Genomic DNA, 14034 nt, shown 5'->3' on the forward strand with positions numbered 1-14034 from the left:
CGGCGTATTTCGGTCGAACCTCCCATCGGTGACGGTGCACAGTGCTTAGTGGCACGCACAGCGGGTAGGGACTGGTGCATCGTCTCTCGCTCGCGTATACGTCGTCAGGAGTAGACCCGTGCCGCATCCGCCGCATCAGTCCCTGCAGGCAGCCGCCGTCCAGAGTCTTCAGGCGCGTCCGGCCGCGGTGCCGAAGCCACGGGTGCCGGCGCGGGAAGAGGACGGCCCATGGCATGCGGAGGCGGTGTGCCGCAGGGACGAGGCGGGCCTCTTCTTCGCACCCTCCAAGGAGCCGACCGCGGCCCGGCTCGCGCGCGAGGAGGCCGCCAAGCGGGTCTGCGCGCGCTGCCCCGTGATGGTCGCCTGCCGCGAGCACGCACTGCTCCAGCCCGAGCCCTACGGAGTCTGGGGCGGCCTCACCGCCGCCGAGCGGCGGGTGGTCCTGGGGCGCAGGCGCCGCCGGGCCGCCGAGCTGCTCCCCGGGGCGGGTACGCCGCCCATCGCCGCCGCCGGCTGAGCCCCGTACGCGCGCGCCGGTCCCGTACGCGCGAGCGGGTCCCCGTACACGCCACGCCGGTGGGTCTCCCCGTGCCCCCACCGCGATCCCCGTACGACGAAGGGGCGGTCCCCCCGCACCGGGACCGCCCCTTTCGCCGTGCCGTCGCCGGCCCGGCCGCTCCTACTGCGCCCGGTCGAAGTCGATGGCGCTGTACGCGCGCAGCTTCGAGAGGCGGTGGGTGGAGTCGATCTGCCGGATCGTGCCCGACTTCGAGCGCATGACCAGCGAGGACGTGGTCGCGGTCTCCGAGCGGTAGTGGACGCCGCGCAGCAGCTCGCCGTCGGTGATGCCGGTGGCCACGAAGAAGACGTTCTCGCCGGACACCAGGTCGTTGGTGTGCAGCACCCGGTCCAGGTCGTGGCCCGCGTCCAGGGCCTTCTGGCGCTCGGCGTCGTCCTTGGGCCACAGCTTGCCCTGGATCGTGCCGCCGAGGCACTTGATGGCGCAGGCCGAGATGATGCCCTCGGGGGTGCCGCCGATGCCCAGGAGCAGGTCGACGCCGGTGCCCTCGCGCACCGCCATGACCGAGCCCGCGACATCGCCGTCGGAGATGAACTTGATGCGGGCGCCGGTCTCGCGGATCTCCTTGACGATGCCCTCGTGGCGGGGGCGGTCCAGGATGACGACCGTGACGTCCTCGACGGCCATGCCCTTGGCCTTGGCGACCCGGCGGATGTTGACCGAAACCGGCGCGTTGATGTCGACGAAGTCGGCGGCCTCGGGGCCGGTGACGAGCTTGTCCATGTAGAAGACCGCGGACGGGTCGAACATGGTGCCGCGGTCGGCGGCCGCCAGGACGGCGATGGCGTTGGGCATGCCCTTGGCGTTGAGGGTGGTGCCGTCGATCGGGTCCACGGCGATGTCGACCTCGGCACCGGTGCCGTCGCCGACCTGCTCGCCGTTGAAGAGCATCGGGGCTTCGTCCTTCTCGCCCTCGCCGATGACGACGACGCCGTTCATCGAGACGGTGGAGATCAGGGTGCGCATGGCGTTGACCGCGGCGCCGTCCGCGCCGATCTTGTCGCCGCGGCCGACCCACCGGCCCGCGGCGAGTGCGGCGGCCTCGGTGACCCGGACGAGCTCCAGGGCGAGGTTGCGGTCGGGGGCTTCGGGAGAGACTTCGAGCTGGGGCGGCAGGTTGTGCTCGGTCATCGGAGCGCACCTTTCTGTACGACGACGGCCGGGATGTGAGGGTGCTGGAACTCTATCGGTACGTCGACATATTGAGCAGAGCGGGTCACGTATGAGCGGAATATCGGTCAACGGGATGGGCTGAGCGGACACATCCCCCGCTCCTCCCGTCCCGTACGGGACTTCCGCCGCGCCCGCCACACCGACCCCGGCGCTGATCGTCCCCGGGCATGCGGGACGATGGGGGGTGTGGCAGGTATGAAAGGCAAGCAGACGGTCTGGGACATGGTGCGGTCGCTGGCGGTGATCGGCGTCGTCGTGGCGGGCATCTACATCTTCCTCCCCCATGACGACTCGGCCGACCCGACGCGCACGGTGGACTACCGGGTGGAGACCATCACGGCGCGGCGCGCCGCGCCGTACCCCGTCGCGGTCCCGGTGGGGCTGGCGAAGGAGTGGCGGGCGACCTCGGTGACGTACGAGCGCAAGGACGCCAACGCCTGGCACCTGGGCTTCCTGGACCCGGACAAGCAGTACGTGTCGGTGGAGCAGTCCAGCGACGGGTCGGCGAAGTACGTGGAGAAGGTCACCCAGGGGGCCAAGGCCACCGGGCAGACCCAGCAGGTCGGCGACCGCGCCTGGGAGCGCTGGGACGGCGAGAAGTACGACGCCCTGGTGCTCCGGGAGCAGGGCTACGTCACCGTCGTGACCGGGACGGCCTCCTTCGAGCAGCTCGGCGCGATGGCCGCGGTGCTGGAGTTCAAGCAGGGGGCGCAGGCCTCGTAGGGCCCGCCGTGCGGCGGCCCGCCGGAACGCGGCCCGCCGTGACGCGGCCCGCCGTGACGCGGCCCGCCGGAACGCGCAGAAGGCCGCCCACCCCGGGAGAACCGGGGCGGGCGGCCTTCTGCGCGTGTCCGCCGCCCGTGGGGCGGGACCGGACTCAGACGGTGGTGACGACCTGGTCGAAGTCCAGGCGCGGGGAGCGCGGGAACCAGGCGTTCTCGCCCGGCTTGCCGATGTTGACGACCATCAGCGGGGTGTGGTCGGCGTCCAGGAACTCCTTCTGGACGCCGGCGAAGTCCAGGCCGGTCATCGGGCCGGCGGACAGGCCGGCGGCGCGGACGCCGACGATGAAGTAGGCGGCCTGGAGGGAGGCGTTGACCAGGGCGGACTGCTCGCGGACCGGGCGCTCGGAGAAGAAGGCGTCCTTGGCCTGCGGGAAGTGCGGCAGCAGCTGGGGGAGCTCCTCGTGGAACTCGTTGTCCGCGGAGAGGATCGCGACCAGCGGGGCGGCGGCGGTCTTGGCCTGGTTGCCCTCGGCCATGTGCTTCACGAGGCGCTCGCGGGCCTCGGGGGAGCGGACCAGCGTGATGCGCAGCGGGGTCTGGTTGAAGGCCGTGGGGCCGAACTTCACCAGGTCGTAGATGGCCTGGACCTGCTCCTCGGTGACCGGCTCGTCGGAGAACGAGTTGGCGGTGCGGGCCTCGCGGAACAGCAGGTCCTGGGCGGCGGCGTCGAGCACGAGAGACATCGGTAAGCCTTCTTCTTTACGGAGGTGAAGCGCGATGTCTCCGACTCTACGACGAAAGTAGATGAAATTTCAACTAAAAGGGCCTGGCGAGACCTGGATCACTCTTCGCGGCCCCCCTCGCGGCCGTCGCCGTCCCCGGCCGCCTCCCGGGCCGCCAGCGCCGAGTCCAGCCGGGCGCGGGCCCCCTCCAGCCAGTGCCGGCAGACCTGTGCCAGCTCCTCGCCGCGCTCCCAGAGCGCGAGCGACTCCTCCAGGGAGGTGCCGCCGGCCTCCAGCCTGCGGACGACCTCGACGAGTTCGTCGCGGGCCTGTTCGTACCCCAGCGCGGTATCGCTCTCAGTCATTCCCGTTTCCCATCGTATCTGCGTACTACAGCCAGTTTGTTGCCGGAACTTGTCATCCTCTAGCGGTCTTCGAGGCGACCTCGGAGGCGACCTTGGACGCGGTCTCGGGGGCGGTCTCCGGGGCGGTCTCCGCCGTGACCTCCACCGCGAACTCGCCCGCCGCCACCCGCGCCCGCAGCACCTGCCCCGGCGCGACCTCGCCGGGCGCCCGCACCACGTGCCCGTCCGCCCGCTGGAGCACCGCGTACCCCCGCTCCAGGGTGGCCGCGGGGGACAGCGCGAGGACCCGGGCCCGGGTGTGCTCCAGCTCGGAGTCGGCCCGGTCCAGCAGGTGCCCGAGCGTGCGCCGGCTGCGGGCCAGCAGGGCGTCCAGCTCGGACTCCCGGGTCTCGACCATCCGCTGCGGGTGCACGAACACCGGCCGGGCCAGGGCGTGCGCGAGTCCCCGCTCCTCCCGGTCCAGCAGCCCGCGCAGCGCGCGCAGCCCCCGGCCCTGGAGCTGGCGCACCCGCTCCAGCTCCTCCCCGACGTCCGGGACCACCTTCTTCGCGGCGTCCGTCGGCGTGGAGGCCCGCAGGTCCGCCACCAGGTCCAGCAGTGGCGAGTCCGGCTCGTGCCCGATCGCCGAGACCACCGGCGTACGGGCCGCCGCGACCGTCCGTACGACCTCCTCGTCGGAGAAGGGCAGCAGGTCCTCCACGCTGCCGCCGCCGCGCGCCACGATGATCACGTCCACATCGGGCCGGGCGTCGAGCTCCTTGACCGCCTGCACCACCTGCGGCACCGCGTGCACCCCCTGCACGGCCACGTTGCGCACCTCGAAGCGCACCGCCGGCCAGCGCCGCCGGGCGTTCTCCAGCACGTCCCGCTCGGCCGCCGAGGCCCGCCCCACCACCAGCCCGATCAGCTGCGGCAGGAACGGCAGCGGCTTCTTGCGGTCCAGCGCGAACAGGCCCTCGGCGGCCAGCGACCGCTTCAGCCGCTCCAGCCGGGCCAGCAGCTCCCCGATGCCGACCGGGCGGATCTCGGTGACCCGCAGGGACAGCTGCCCGCGCGGGGCGTACCACTCCGGCTTGGCCAGGACGACGACCCGCGCGCCCTCCGACACCGCGTCCGCGACCTCCTCCCAGACCTGCCGGAAGCAGGTCACGCTGACGGAGATGTCGTGCGACGGGTCCCGCAGCGTCAGGAACACCACCCCCGCCCCCGGCCGCCGGGACAGCTGCGTGATCTGCCCCTCCACCCACACCTGGCCCAGGCGGTCGATCCAGCCCCCGATGAGCCGGGACACCTGACCGACCGGTAGCGGCGCATCAGCCGACGTATTCAGACCCATGCACGCAGGCTAACCGCCGGGGCCGACACCCGTACCGGGCCCGTCGGCCGCGGCCCCGGCGCGTCGGCCGCGCTGGGCCACCAGCACGCACAGCCCCACCAGCAGCCACACCGCCCCCACGAGCTGCGCCGTCCAGGACGCCTCGACGATCACGGCCACGGTCACGGCGGCGCCCAGTACGGGGAACACCAGGTGCTTGAGCCAGTTCGGCGGGCCCTCCATCCGCCGCACCACGAACCAGCCCACCACCGAGGCGTGCAGCAGCGTGAAGGCCGTCAGCGCGCCGATGTCCACCACGGAGACCAGGTGGTCGAGCCCGTCGTCGCGGCGGGCCGCCCACACCGCCGCGACCAGCGTCACCGTGGCCGCGACCAGCAGCGCCGCCCTCGGGGTGCCGCCCGAAGTGCGCGCCAGAACGCCCGGCAGCCGCCGTTCCCGCGCCATCGCGAACAGCAGCCGCCCGGCCGCGGCCTGCCCGGCCAGCGCCGCGAAGGCGGCCCCCACCGCCTTGCTCGCCGCCACCAGGTCGTGCAGCCACCCCCCGACCGAGGCCTCGACGGCGTCGTAGAAGGCCGGCCCCTGGAGCGCCGGGTCGGCGGCGAGCTCGGCCGAGGAGACCGGGGTGAGCAGCGCCGCGAGGTAGGTCTGGACGAGGAACAGCACCCCGGTCAGCGCCAGGCAGAACAGCACCGCCCGCGCCACCCGGGCAGAGCCCCCGGTCACCTCCTCGGCGAAGGAGACGATGGCGTCGAAGCCCAGGTAGGACAGGACCGCGATCGACACCGCGCCCAGGACGGCGGCCGTCGAGAAGCCCAGCGAGCCGTCGCCGGTCAGCGGGGACAGCCAGCCGCGCCGGGCCCCGTCCCGGACCAGTACGGTCACCGCCGAGACGAGGAAGACCAGCAGGACCAGGAGCTCCATGCCGAGCACCGCGAAGCCCACGCGCGCGGCCGCCCGTACGCCCCACAGGTTCAGCGCGGTGGTGATCACCACGGCCAGCGCCGTCCACACCCAGCGGGAGACCTCCGGGACCAGCGCGTTCATCGCGATCCCGGAGAAGAGGTACGCGACCGCCGGGATCAGCAGGTAGTCCAGCATCGCCATCCAGCCCGCGATCAGCCCCGGTCCCTCGCCCAGCGCCTTGCGGGCGTAGGTGAACACCGAGCCCGCCTGCGGGGCCACCCGCACCATCTGCGCGTACGAGAGGGCCGTGAGGGCCATCGCGGCCGTCGCGACGAGGTAGACGAGCGCGACGGCGCCGTGCGACCTGGCGTCCAGGGCGCCGAAGACGCCCACCGGGGCCATGGGGGCGATGAAGAGGAGGCCGTAGACGACCAGGTCCCGGAATCCGAGGCTCCGCCGCAGGGCGGTGGGCGGGACGGTGGTGGAATCCGTAGCGGACGCCATCGTTCCTCCGGGGGATCGCCGATATGGACGTTCGACCAAGTGTGTGCCGTACGGGGGACGTCCGGCCTGCTGGAGACCCCCGTACGATGGAGCGTATGACTGCTCCCGCCCCCGCTTCCGCATCCCGCCGCGTCCTGCTCGCCGCCCCGCGCGGCTATTGCGCGGGAGTGGACCGCGCCGTGATCGCTGTCGAGACGGCCCTCCAGCAGTACGGTGCGCCGGTCTACGTCCGCCACGAGATCGTGCACAACAAGTACGTCGTCCAGACGCTGGAGAAGAAGGGCGCCATCTTCGTCGAGCGGACGGAGGAGGTCCCGCCCGGCTCCATCGTGATGTTCTCCGCGCACGGCGTGGCGCCGGTGGTGCACGAGGAGGCCGCCCGCGGCAAGCTCGCGACGATCGACGCGACCTGCCCGCTGGTCACCAAGGTGCACAAGGAAGCCATCCGGTACGCGAACGAGGACTTCGACATCCTCCTCATCGGCCACGAGGGCCACGAGGAGGTCATCGGCACCTCCGGCGAGGCCCCGGACCACATCACCATCGTCGACGGCCCGGACGACGTCGCGAAGGTCGAGGTGCGCGACGAGTCGAAGGTCGTCTGGCTCTCGCAGACCACCCTCTCGGTCGACGAGACGATGGAGACGGTCGACGCGCTGAAGACGAAGTTCCCGCTGCTCGTCTCCCCTCCCAGCGACGACATCTGCTACGCCACCTCCAACCGGCAGGCCGCGGTCAAGGTCATGGGCGCCGACTCCGACCTGGTCATCGTGGTCGGGTCGAAGAACTCCTCGAACTCGATCCGGCTGGTCGAGGTCGCCCTCGACGCCGGCGCGGGCGCCGCGTACCTGGTCGACTTCGCGAGCGAGATCGACGAGGCCTGGCTGGAGGGCGTCACGACGATCGGCCTGACCTCGGGCGCCTCGGTGCCGGAGGTGCTGGTCGAAGAGGTCCTGGAGTGGCTGGCCGCCCGCGGCTACGCCGACGTGGAGATCGTCAAGACCGCCGAGGAGTCCATCGTCTTCTCCCTCCCCAAGGAGCTGCGCCGCGACCTGCGCGCGGAGGCCGCCGAACTGGTTGCCGGGGGCGCGGACGAGTAGCCTGCCGGGCCCGGCGTTCGTACGGTGAGTCCATGCAGATCTTCGGTGTGGACATCGGCGGTTCCGGGATCAAGGGCGCTCCCGTGGACCTGGACCGCGGCGAGCTGGCGCAGGAGCGCCACAAGGTACTGACACCGCATCCGGCCACCCCCGAGGGGGTGGCCGGATGCGTTGCGGAGGTGATCGGCGCGTTCTCCTGGAAGGGCCCGGTGGGGGTCACCTTCCCGGGTGTGGTCACCGGCGGTGTCACCCGTTCGGCCGCCAACGTCGACAAGGCGTGGGTGGGCACGGACGCGGCCGCCCTGCTCTCGCGGGAGCTCGACGGCCTGCCGGTCGCCGTCCTCAACGACGCGGACGCGGCGGGCGTCGCGGAGATGACGTACGGGGCCGGGCGCGGCCGGGGCGGCACCGTCATCCTGCTCACCCTGGGCACCGGCATCGGCAGCGCCCTCTTCACGGACGGGCGGCTCGTGCCGAACTCGGAGCTGGGCCACCTGGAGCTCAAGGGCCACGACGCGGAGACCCGGGCGTCGGTGAAGGCCAAGGAGGACGGCGACCTCACCTGGGAGCGCTGGGCGCACCGCCTGCAGAGGTACCTGGCCCACGTCGAGATGCTCTTCTCCCCGGACCTCTTCATCCTCGGCGGCGGGGTCAGCCGCAAGCCGGAGAAGTTCCTCCCGCTGATCCGGGACATCCGGGCGGAGATCGTCCCGGCGAAGCTCCAGAACAACGCGGGCATCGTCGGCGCGGCGATGGCCGCCCGCGACCTGGCGCGGAAGGCGGGGTAGGCGGGGTAGGCGGGCCGGCCGGGCAGGGCGGTTCAGGCGGTGCTGCTGCGACGGGCGGCCCGCCGCCGCCCGCTCAGCGCGGCGCGCCGCGCCAGGGCGATCAGGGCGGCGACCAGCGTGCCCGCGTAGAGCCAGCCGGCGTGCAGGGACAGCGCCGACACCACCCCCATCAGCTGCCCGCCGACGCCGCCGGAGCCGCCCGACACGGGCCAGACCCCGGCGGCGAACGCGATGGGCACGGCCACGGGCGCGGTGACCAGGTCGGCCGGCCGCACCCACGCGGCGGTCGCGGCGGCCACGGGGAGGAAGAGCAGCCCGTACGCGAAGAGCGAGGAGTCGAAGAGCAGCCAGGAGATCCCGGCGGCCAGGAGCATCGCGACGCAGGCGAACAGCCCGCCGCCGAGCCCGGTCAGCCGGGGCCGGGGCAGCCGCCGCCCGCCCCGGGCCGCGGGGGGCCGGGAGCCGCGCACCTGAGGGTGACCTGTCGAACGCATCCTGTATTGCTCCACCCGACCAACCTAGGCGGGAGGCCCCCCGGATCGGCCCCCGGACACGCGTACATCCACCGGCGCTCATCGGAAAGTAAACTGTCCGACGGCCCACTCCGGGCCGCCGCCCCCTCCAGCTACGGGAAGTCGCCAACGTGTCGCTCACGATCGGAATCGTCGGCCTGCCGAATGTCGGCAAGTCGACCCTTTTCAACGCCCTGACCAAGAACGACGTGCTGGCGGCCAACTACCCGTTCGCCACCATCGAGCCGAACGTCGGCGTCGTCGGCGTCCCGGACCCGCGCCTGGCGGTCCTGGCCGGCATCTTCGGCTCCCAGAAGGTCCTCCCGGCCACGGTCGACTTCGTCGACATCGCGGGCATCGTGCGCGGCGCCTCGGAGGGCGAGGGCCTCGGCAACAAGTTCCTCGCGAACATCCGCGAGTCGGACGCGATCTGCCAGGTCATCCGTGCCTTCAAGGACGAGAACGTCGTCCACGTCGACGGCAAGGTCTCGCCCAAGGACGACATCGAGACGATCAACACCGAGCTGATCCTCGCGGACCTCCAGTCCATCGAGAAGGCGGAGCCGCGCCTGACGAAGGAGTCCCGCCTCCAGAAGGAGAAGGTCGCGGTCCTGGCGGCCGTCGTCGAGGCGAAGAAGATCCTCGAAGCGGGCGACACCCTCTTCTCGAAGGGCATCACCAAGGGCACGGAGCAGGGCGACCTCCTCCACGAGCTGCACCTCCTCACCACCAAGCCGTTCCTCTACGTCTTCAACGTGGACGAGGACGAGCTGACGGACGACGCCTTCAAGGCGGAGCAGTCCGCGCTGGTCGCCCCGGCCGAGGCCATCTTCCTGAACGCGAAGCTGGAGCAGGACCTCTCGGAGCTGGACGACGAGGAAGCCCTGGAGCTCCTCCAGTCGGTCGGCCAGGACGAGCCCGGCCTCGCCACCCTCGGCCGCGTCGGCTTCGCCACCCTGGGCCTCCAGACCTACCTGACGGCAGGCCCGAAGGAAACCCGCGCCTGGACCATCAAGCAGGGCGCCACCGCCCCCGAGGCCGCGGGCGTCATCCACACCGACTTCCAGCGCGGCTTCATCAAGGCCGAGGTCATCTCCTTCGCGGACCTGGTCGAATGCGGCTCGGTCGCGGAAGCCCGCGCGAAGGGCAAGGCCCGCATGGAGGGCAAGGAGTACGTCATGCAGGACGGCGACGTGGTGGAGTTCCGCTTCAACGTGTAGCGGCGTCCATGCTGTGCGTTAAGTAATTAGTCAAGCGTGCAGGCCAGGGGGGTCGGGCTCCGTCGAGTCCGACCCCTTCTGTATTCCCGTGCTGACTTGGTGCTGACTTGGAATCGCGGTGTCAGGCCGACTGGCCCGGTGCCAGCTTGTCCAGATCGAGGCTGATCTCGAACGGCAGGGATCGCTGGAGCGTGTGGCGGAAGATTCCTGCCGGCGCGTACGAGCTGGTCGGCTCGTCGAGCTCGTAGACGTGCACGGCGGGGGCGGTGTCCTCGTCCTCGATGCACCAGTAGTGCCGGATGCCGGCCTCGGCGTACTTGCGAAGCTTGACGGTCCGGTCGCGGTGGGCAGATTCCGGCGAGACGACCTCGACGACGAGCTGGACATCTTCGGGAGCGAACCAGGTGCAGTCGGGGTCGTACGGGGCCGTGGTCACCACGAGGTCGGGTTCCGGGCGGTTCCGGGCATCGAGGCGGATGGTCATCTCCCGGCCGACCCTGAAGCCCGCCGGGGCCTGCGCCCTGAGAGCCAACGTGAGGTCGGTGACGATCTCTCCGTGCCACCAGCGCTGGGGCGACATGATGAATACGAGGGCTCCGTCGATCAGCTCGGTGTGGCGGGGTGCCTCGGGGAGGTGGTCGAGGTCCTCTGCGAACCAGCCTTCCGCGCGCGGCGGGCGCATCCAGTCGGGCAGTGCGGTCATGGCTTCACGGTAGCGGTCAGCAGCTCAGGCTGGGGAGCAGACGATCTCAGCCGGATGATTTTCGGCAACTTTCCACGCTGCAACCAGCCACCTGCCTAGCATCCGGTCATGAGTGACTCATCGGTTCAGATCGCCACGGTGGTCATTTCCGTGGCGGCTCTCGTCTTCTCCACGACGGCCGCGTTCTGGTCTCTCGTCTGCAACCGGCGTCAGGCGAGGGCGGTTGCCGAGGCCAACGCCCTCACGGAGAGGGCCCAACGCGAGCAGGCGGAACCGTACGTCATCGTCGACATCAGGCCCCGCATCCCTGGTTCGTCATTGCTTGTGCTGGTGATCGAGAACATCGGCCAGACGCTGGCCCGCAACGTGCACATCTCGGTGAGTCCTCCGCTCCAGACCACTCTGGGTGCCGAGCGGGCCGAGACCCCCAACCGTGCTGTTGGTCGGCGCATCGCAACCCTTCCCCCCCAAGCGCCGCATTCCCTTCGTCATGGATGTGGGCCATCAACTCTTCTCCTCGGAACTGCCCAAGGTGTACGAGTTCCAGGTTGACGCGGACGGCCCCTTCGGCCGTGTGGGCACGCTGACCTACACAGTGGATCTTGAGGCCCTGAGGGATAGCGCCCTTGAGACCGACTCTGTGGAGTGGAGTGCGCATCAGGTCGCCAAACACTTTGGAGAGACCGTGAAAGCGCTGTGGCGGCAGGCGCGGTCGCTTGACGAGTTGAGTCAGCAGATTCAGCGGAGTGTTGAATTGCAGGACTCGGAGCGCCGGTCGGACGCTGACGTTCCCGACTTGGTGGAACGCGCCCTCCCTGAGATGCCTATGGCGCCGTTGAGTGACGATGGCGATCCGGCGTAACGGTCGTACTCCCGTGCTGATTCTGTGCTGACTTGGCCCGCCCAAAACCACGTTTCCGCAGGTGGGAGCATTGCGCTATGCGTTCCGCTTCAACGTGTAGTCGTGCACGTACTGCACGTGAGGCATTGAGTCAAACGTGCAGGACAGAAGGGGCCGGACTCTGTTGAGTCCGGCCCCTTTGTCGTCGCCGTGCTGGATGGGTGCTGGATATTCTGACGTGGGGTCAGGAGTGATCAGGTCTCGTAAACGGTGGACCGGTGTCCCACGTGAACGATCCAGACCACCAGCTCTCCGTTGTCGATCGTGTAGACGACGCGATAGTCGCCGACGCGCAGGCGGCGGCGTTCGGGCTGGGATACGAGTGCAGTGGTGTTGAAGCCGAGAGGGTCGGTTTCCAACTCGGTCAGCTTGGCCAGGATGCGCAGCGCCATGTCGCGGGGGATCTTCCGAAGCTCGGCCTGCGCCTCGGGGCGGAAGACGGTTCGGTACTCACTCACCGCGTGCCAGCGTCTCCCTCATGATGTCCTCGAGCGGGATGCCGGGCGCGGGGTTGGCCATGCGCTCGTCGATGATGCGGTTGATCTCGCGTTCTTCCCACTCTTGGTACTTGCGCAGCACCTCGATGGAGACGACGGCGGCGACCTCCTTGCCCCGACGCGTGATCACTGTGGGCACGTCGTCGCGATCGGCGCGCTCCACGACCTCGGCGAGGTGGGCGCGCACGTCGCGGATGGACTCTATGGGCAACGGCTGCGTCATGCGCCCAAGCGTACCGAGTGACTCATGTGTACACAACGTGTGTCGGTGTGGGTGACGATCTTCGTCGCGGTCGCGCGTGCCGGATGTGCTGGATGAATCCGCACCGTGCTGGGTCGGTGCTGGACAAGGGTTCCGAAAACTGCGTTTCCGCAGGTCGGAGCGCTGTGCTGAATGTTCCGCTTCAACGTGTAATCATCCTGTTGTTGCACGTTGGGTGATTTCGTCAAATGTGCAGGTCAGAAGGGGTCGGACTCTGCGAGTCCGACCCCTTCTGCATTCCCGTGCAGGCTTGGCGCTGACTTTCAGCCGTTTCGGGGTGGCGTGAGCTTGTCGAGGTCCAGGGTGATCTCGAAGGGCACCGGGCGCTGGAGGGTGCCCCGGAAGATGCCGGCGGGCGCGTAGGTGCCGGTGGGTTCGTCGAGCTCGTAGGCGTGGACGACGGGTGCCCCGTCCTCGTCCTCGATGCACCAGTAGTGCGGGATGCCGGCCTCCGCGTACTTGCGGAGTTTTACTGTGCGATCGCGATGGGCGGACTCCGGGGAGACGACCTCGATGACGAGCTGGACGTCCTCCGGTGCGAACCAGGTGCGGTCGCCGTCGAAATCGGCCGTCGTCACCAGCAGGTCCGGTTCGGGACGGTTCCGCGGGTCGAGCTTGATGGTCATTTCGCGGCCGACTCTGGTGTCGGCGGGCACCTGCTCCATGAGCGCGACGGTGAGCATGGTGACGAGGTGGCCGTGCCACCACCGCTGGGGCGACAGCCTGAAAACGAGGGCTCCGTCGATCAGCTCGGTGTGGCGGGGTGCCTCGGGGAGGTGGTCGAGGTCCTCCGCGAACCAGCCCTCGGCGCGCGGTGGGCGCATCCAGTCGGGCAGTGCGGTCATGGCCTTACGGTAGCGGCCCGCGGCTCGGGCCGGAGGGGTGTCGGGGGTTCACTGCGGGGGTGTGTGTGCGAGTTCGCGGGTGGCGGAGCGCAGTACGAAGGCCATCACGACTTCGAACACGCCGAGCAGGACGAGCCAGAGGCCCAGCAGTCGTGTCAGGGCGACCGCGGAGTCCACCGGGAAGCAGAGCACGACGATTCCGGCGATGACGCCGAGGGCGCCCAGGCCGAAGAGCATGCCGCGGTGTACGAGGTCGTGGTCGGCGATCGCCGTGTACGCCGTGAGCACTCCGCTCAGCAGCCAGAACACCCCGAGGATCAGGGACAGCGCGCCGATCGTCTGCATCGGATGCCGCAGTACCAGGACGCCCGCCAGGAACGCCAGCATGGAGATCAGGACGCCCGCCAGTCTGCTGCCGCCCCGGTCGCCGCTGTGCGAGAAGGCCGAGACGAAACGGAAGGCGCCGGCCACCAGGAGCTGCAGGCCGATGATCACGGCCAGGACGTGCAGGGTCTCGTCGGGCCAGACGAGTATCAGGATGCCGGGGATCAAGGTCGCGAGGGCGAACCCGAGTGCCCAGCGCCAAGAGCTCCCGAGCTGCTTGAGGACGTCCTCGGGGTCGCTGTGCGTGTACTGCGGTGCCGCGTCGGGGGATACGGTCATCACGCCTCCTGGGCCAGCCGGGCGGCCCGCGGGGGCACCCTGGAGCCGCCGGACATGCCGTGACTGCTTTCAGGTCATTTTAGGCCGTTATGTCATCGCCCGCCGGGTCGGTCGAGCAGGGTGGTTCTGTAGGGAGATACGCGAAGATCCAGACCCTTCCCCGGACGGACCGAGGCGCGGCCCCGCCGGTGGGCGGCGGGCGGGGCCGGTGGGTGGATCTTGGTGCGTATCCTCG

The 14034-nt window shown here is 70.2% G+C and carries 17 protein-coding genes; 6 read left to right on the forward strand and 11 right to left on the reverse strand.

The genetic code is table 11. The annotated features are described in order from the left end of the window. Positions 1-142: 142 nt before the first annotated feature. Positions 143-517: a WhiB family transcriptional regulator gene (locus ABZW32_RS26295; protein WP_078950126.1), complete on the forward strand. Its 375-nt coding sequence runs from the start codon at positions 143-145 to the stop codon at positions 515-517. Between the two features lie 162 nt (positions 518-679). Here the strand turns inward: ABZW32_RS26295 and glpX are convergent, their stop codons facing one another. Then, positions 680-1711, reverse strand: coding sequence for a class II fructose-bisphosphatase (glpX, locus tag ABZW32_RS26300; RefSeq protein ID WP_356220094.1), 1032 nt, complete (start codon positions 1709-1711; stop codon positions 680-682). Positions 1712-1948: 237 nt separating this feature from the next. On the opposite strand from glpX, the gene ABZW32_RS26305 reads away from it, so the two are divergent. Next, the gene (locus ABZW32_RS26305; RefSeq protein WP_356220164.1) at positions 1949-2476 is read left to right on the forward strand and encodes a DUF4245 domain-containing protein; all 528 of its coding nucleotides are present in this window, start codon (positions 1949-1951) and stop codon (positions 2474-2476) included. 154 nt (positions 2477-2630) lie between these two features. Here the strand turns inward: ABZW32_RS26305 and ABZW32_RS26310 are convergent, their stop codons facing one another. From ABZW32_RS26310 to ABZW32_RS26325, 4 genes are all read right to left on the reverse strand, one after another. After that, the gene (locus ABZW32_RS26310; RefSeq protein WP_356220097.1) at positions 2631-3221 is read right to left on the reverse strand and encodes a malonic semialdehyde reductase; all 591 of its coding nucleotides are present in this window, start codon (positions 3219-3221) and stop codon (positions 2631-2633) included. A gap of 98 nt (positions 3222-3319) precedes the next feature. Next, on the reverse strand, positions 3320-3565 hold the full coding sequence (locus ABZW32_RS26315; protein ID WP_030226198.1) for an exodeoxyribonuclease VII small subunit: 246 nt from the start codon (positions 3563-3565) through the stop codon (positions 3320-3322). A 52-nt stretch (positions 3566-3617) separates the two neighbouring features. Further along, a complete protein-coding gene (xseA, locus tag ABZW32_RS26320) occupies positions 3618-4901 on the reverse strand; it encodes an exodeoxyribonuclease VII large subunit (protein ID WP_356220100.1) in 1284 nt (427 codons plus the stop codon). Between the two features lie 9 nt (positions 4902-4910). After that, the gene (locus ABZW32_RS26325) at positions 4911-6308 is read right to left on the reverse strand and encodes an APC family permease (protein WP_356220102.1); all 1398 of its coding nucleotides are present in this window, start codon (positions 6306-6308) and stop codon (positions 4911-4913) included. Between the two features lie 86 nt (positions 6309-6394). Here ABZW32_RS26325 and ABZW32_RS26330 point away from each other — a divergent pair, with 86 nt between their 5' ends. Further along, positions 6395-7408, forward strand: a complete 1014-nt coding sequence (locus tag ABZW32_RS26330) for a 4-hydroxy-3-methylbut-2-enyl diphosphate reductase (RefSeq protein ID WP_356220105.1) — start codon at positions 6395-6397, stop codon at positions 7406-7408. Between the two features lie 32 nt (positions 7409-7440). Then, on the forward strand, positions 7441-8196 hold the full coding sequence (ppgK, locus tag ABZW32_RS26335; protein WP_356220108.1) for a polyphosphate--glucose phosphotransferase: 756 nt from the start codon (positions 7441-7443) through the stop codon (positions 8194-8196). A 32-nt stretch (positions 8197-8228) separates the two neighbouring features. Here the strand turns inward: ppgK and ABZW32_RS26340 are convergent, their stop codons facing one another. Beyond that, on the reverse strand, positions 8229-8690 hold the full coding sequence (locus ABZW32_RS26340; protein ID WP_356220110.1) for a DUF6542 domain-containing protein: 462 nt from the start codon (positions 8688-8690) through the stop codon (positions 8229-8231). Positions 8691-8839: 149 nt separating this feature from the next. Between ABZW32_RS26340 and ychF the strand changes: the two genes are divergently transcribed. Beyond that, entirely contained in the window at positions 8840-9928 is a 1089-nt protein-coding gene (gene ychF / locus ABZW32_RS26345) for a redox-regulated ATPase YchF (RefSeq protein ID WP_356220113.1), read from the forward strand. A gap of 121 nt (positions 9929-10049) precedes the next feature. Here the strand turns inward: ychF and ABZW32_RS26350 are convergent, their stop codons facing one another. Continuing rightward, the gene (locus tag ABZW32_RS26350) at positions 10050-10631 is read right to left on the reverse strand and encodes a Uma2 family endonuclease (protein ID WP_356220115.1); all 582 of its coding nucleotides are present in this window, start codon (positions 10629-10631) and stop codon (positions 10050-10052) included. A 433-nt stretch (positions 10632-11064) separates the two neighbouring features. On the opposite strand from ABZW32_RS26350, the gene ABZW32_RS26355 reads away from it, so the two are divergent. After that, positions 11065-11493, forward strand: coding sequence for a hypothetical protein (locus ABZW32_RS26355; RefSeq protein ID WP_356220118.1), 429 nt, complete (start codon positions 11065-11067; stop codon positions 11491-11493). A 233-nt stretch (positions 11494-11726) separates the two neighbouring features. On the opposite strand, the gene ABZW32_RS26360 is transcribed toward ABZW32_RS26355, so the two are convergent. The 4 genes from ABZW32_RS26360 to ABZW32_RS26375 all read right to left on the reverse strand — a co-directional run bounded on the left by ABZW32_RS26360 (position 11727) and on the right by ABZW32_RS26375 (position 13799). After that, a complete protein-coding gene (locus ABZW32_RS26360) occupies positions 11727-11990 on the reverse strand; it encodes a type II toxin-antitoxin system RelE/ParE family toxin (protein WP_356220120.1) in 264 nt (87 codons plus the stop codon). Continuing rightward, a complete protein-coding gene (locus tag ABZW32_RS26365) occupies positions 11983-12252 on the reverse strand; it encodes a type II toxin-antitoxin system Phd/YefM family antitoxin (protein WP_356220123.1) in 270 nt (89 codons plus the stop codon). Before ABZW32_RS26365 ends, ABZW32_RS26360 begins: the two co-directional genes overlap by 8 nt. Before the next feature lie 302 nt (positions 12253-12554). Continuing rightward, a complete protein-coding gene (locus tag ABZW32_RS26370; RefSeq protein WP_356220125.1) occupies positions 12555-13136 on the reverse strand; it encodes a Uma2 family endonuclease in 582 nt (193 codons plus the stop codon). A gap of 48 nt (positions 13137-13184) precedes the next feature. Then, positions 13185-13799 carry a DUF308 domain-containing protein gene (locus ABZW32_RS26375; RefSeq protein WP_356220128.1) on the reverse strand — a complete coding sequence of 205 codons (615 nt, stop codon included), beginning with the start codon at positions 13797-13799 and terminating at the stop codon, positions 13185-13187. Between the last annotated feature and the right edge of the window lie 235 nt (positions 13800-14034).

The organism is Streptomyces sp. NPDC004667, assembly GCF_040609475.1.
GTDB lineage: Bacteria > Actinomycetota > Actinomycetes > Streptomycetales > Streptomycetaceae > Streptomyces.

What these genes read in the sequence shown, in the direction of transcription:
- glpX (WP_356220094.1), bottom strand. Translation starts at nt 1,711, where the DNA reads ATGACCGAGCACAACCTGCCGCCCCAGCTCGAAGTCTCTCCCGAAGCC.
- ABZW32_RS26305 (WP_356220164.1), top strand. Translation starts at nt 1,949, where the DNA reads ATGAAAGGCAAGCAGACGGTCTGGGACATGGTGCGGTCGCTGGCGGTG.
- ABZW32_RS26310 (WP_356220097.1), bottom strand. Translation starts at nt 3,221, where the DNA reads ATGTCTCTCGTGCTCGACGCCGCCGCCCAGGACCTGCTGTTCCGCGAG.
- ABZW32_RS26315 (WP_030226198.1), bottom strand. Translation starts at nt 3,565, where the DNA reads ATGACTGAGAGCGATACCGCGCTGGGGTACGAACAGGCCCGCGACGAA.
- xseA (WP_356220100.1), bottom strand. Translation starts at nt 4,901, where the DNA reads ATGGGTCTGAATACGTCGGCTGATGCGCCGCTACCGGTCGGTCAGGTG.
- ABZW32_RS26325 (WP_356220102.1), bottom strand. Translation starts at nt 6,308, where the DNA reads ATGGCGTCCGCTACGGATTCCACCACCGTCCCGCCCACCGCCCTGCGG.
- ABZW32_RS26330 (WP_356220105.1), top strand. Translation starts at nt 6,395, where the DNA reads ATGGAGCGTATGACTGCTCCCGCCCCCGCTTCCGCATCCCGCCGCGTC.
- ppgK (WP_356220108.1), top strand. Translation starts at nt 7,441, where the DNA reads ATGCAGATCTTCGGTGTGGACATCGGCGGTTCCGGGATCAAGGGCGCT.
- ABZW32_RS26340 (WP_356220110.1), bottom strand. Translation starts at nt 8,690, where the DNA reads ATGCGTTCGACAGGTCACCCTCAGGTGCGCGGCTCCCGGCCCCCCGCG.
- ABZW32_RS26350 (WP_356220115.1), bottom strand. Translation starts at nt 10,631, where the DNA reads ATGACCGCACTGCCCGACTGGATGCGCCCGCCGCGCGCGGAAGGCTGG.
- ABZW32_RS26365 (WP_356220123.1), bottom strand. Translation starts at nt 12,252, where the DNA reads ATGACGCAGCCGTTGCCCATAGAGTCCATCCGCGACGTGCGCGCCCAC.
- ABZW32_RS26370 (WP_356220125.1), bottom strand. Translation starts at nt 13,136, where the DNA reads ATGACCGCACTGCCCGACTGGATGCGCCCACCGCGCGCCGAGGGCTGG.
- ABZW32_RS26375 (WP_356220128.1), bottom strand. Translation starts at nt 13,799, where the DNA reads ATGACCGTATCCCCCGACGCGGCACCGCAGTACACGCACAGCGACCCC.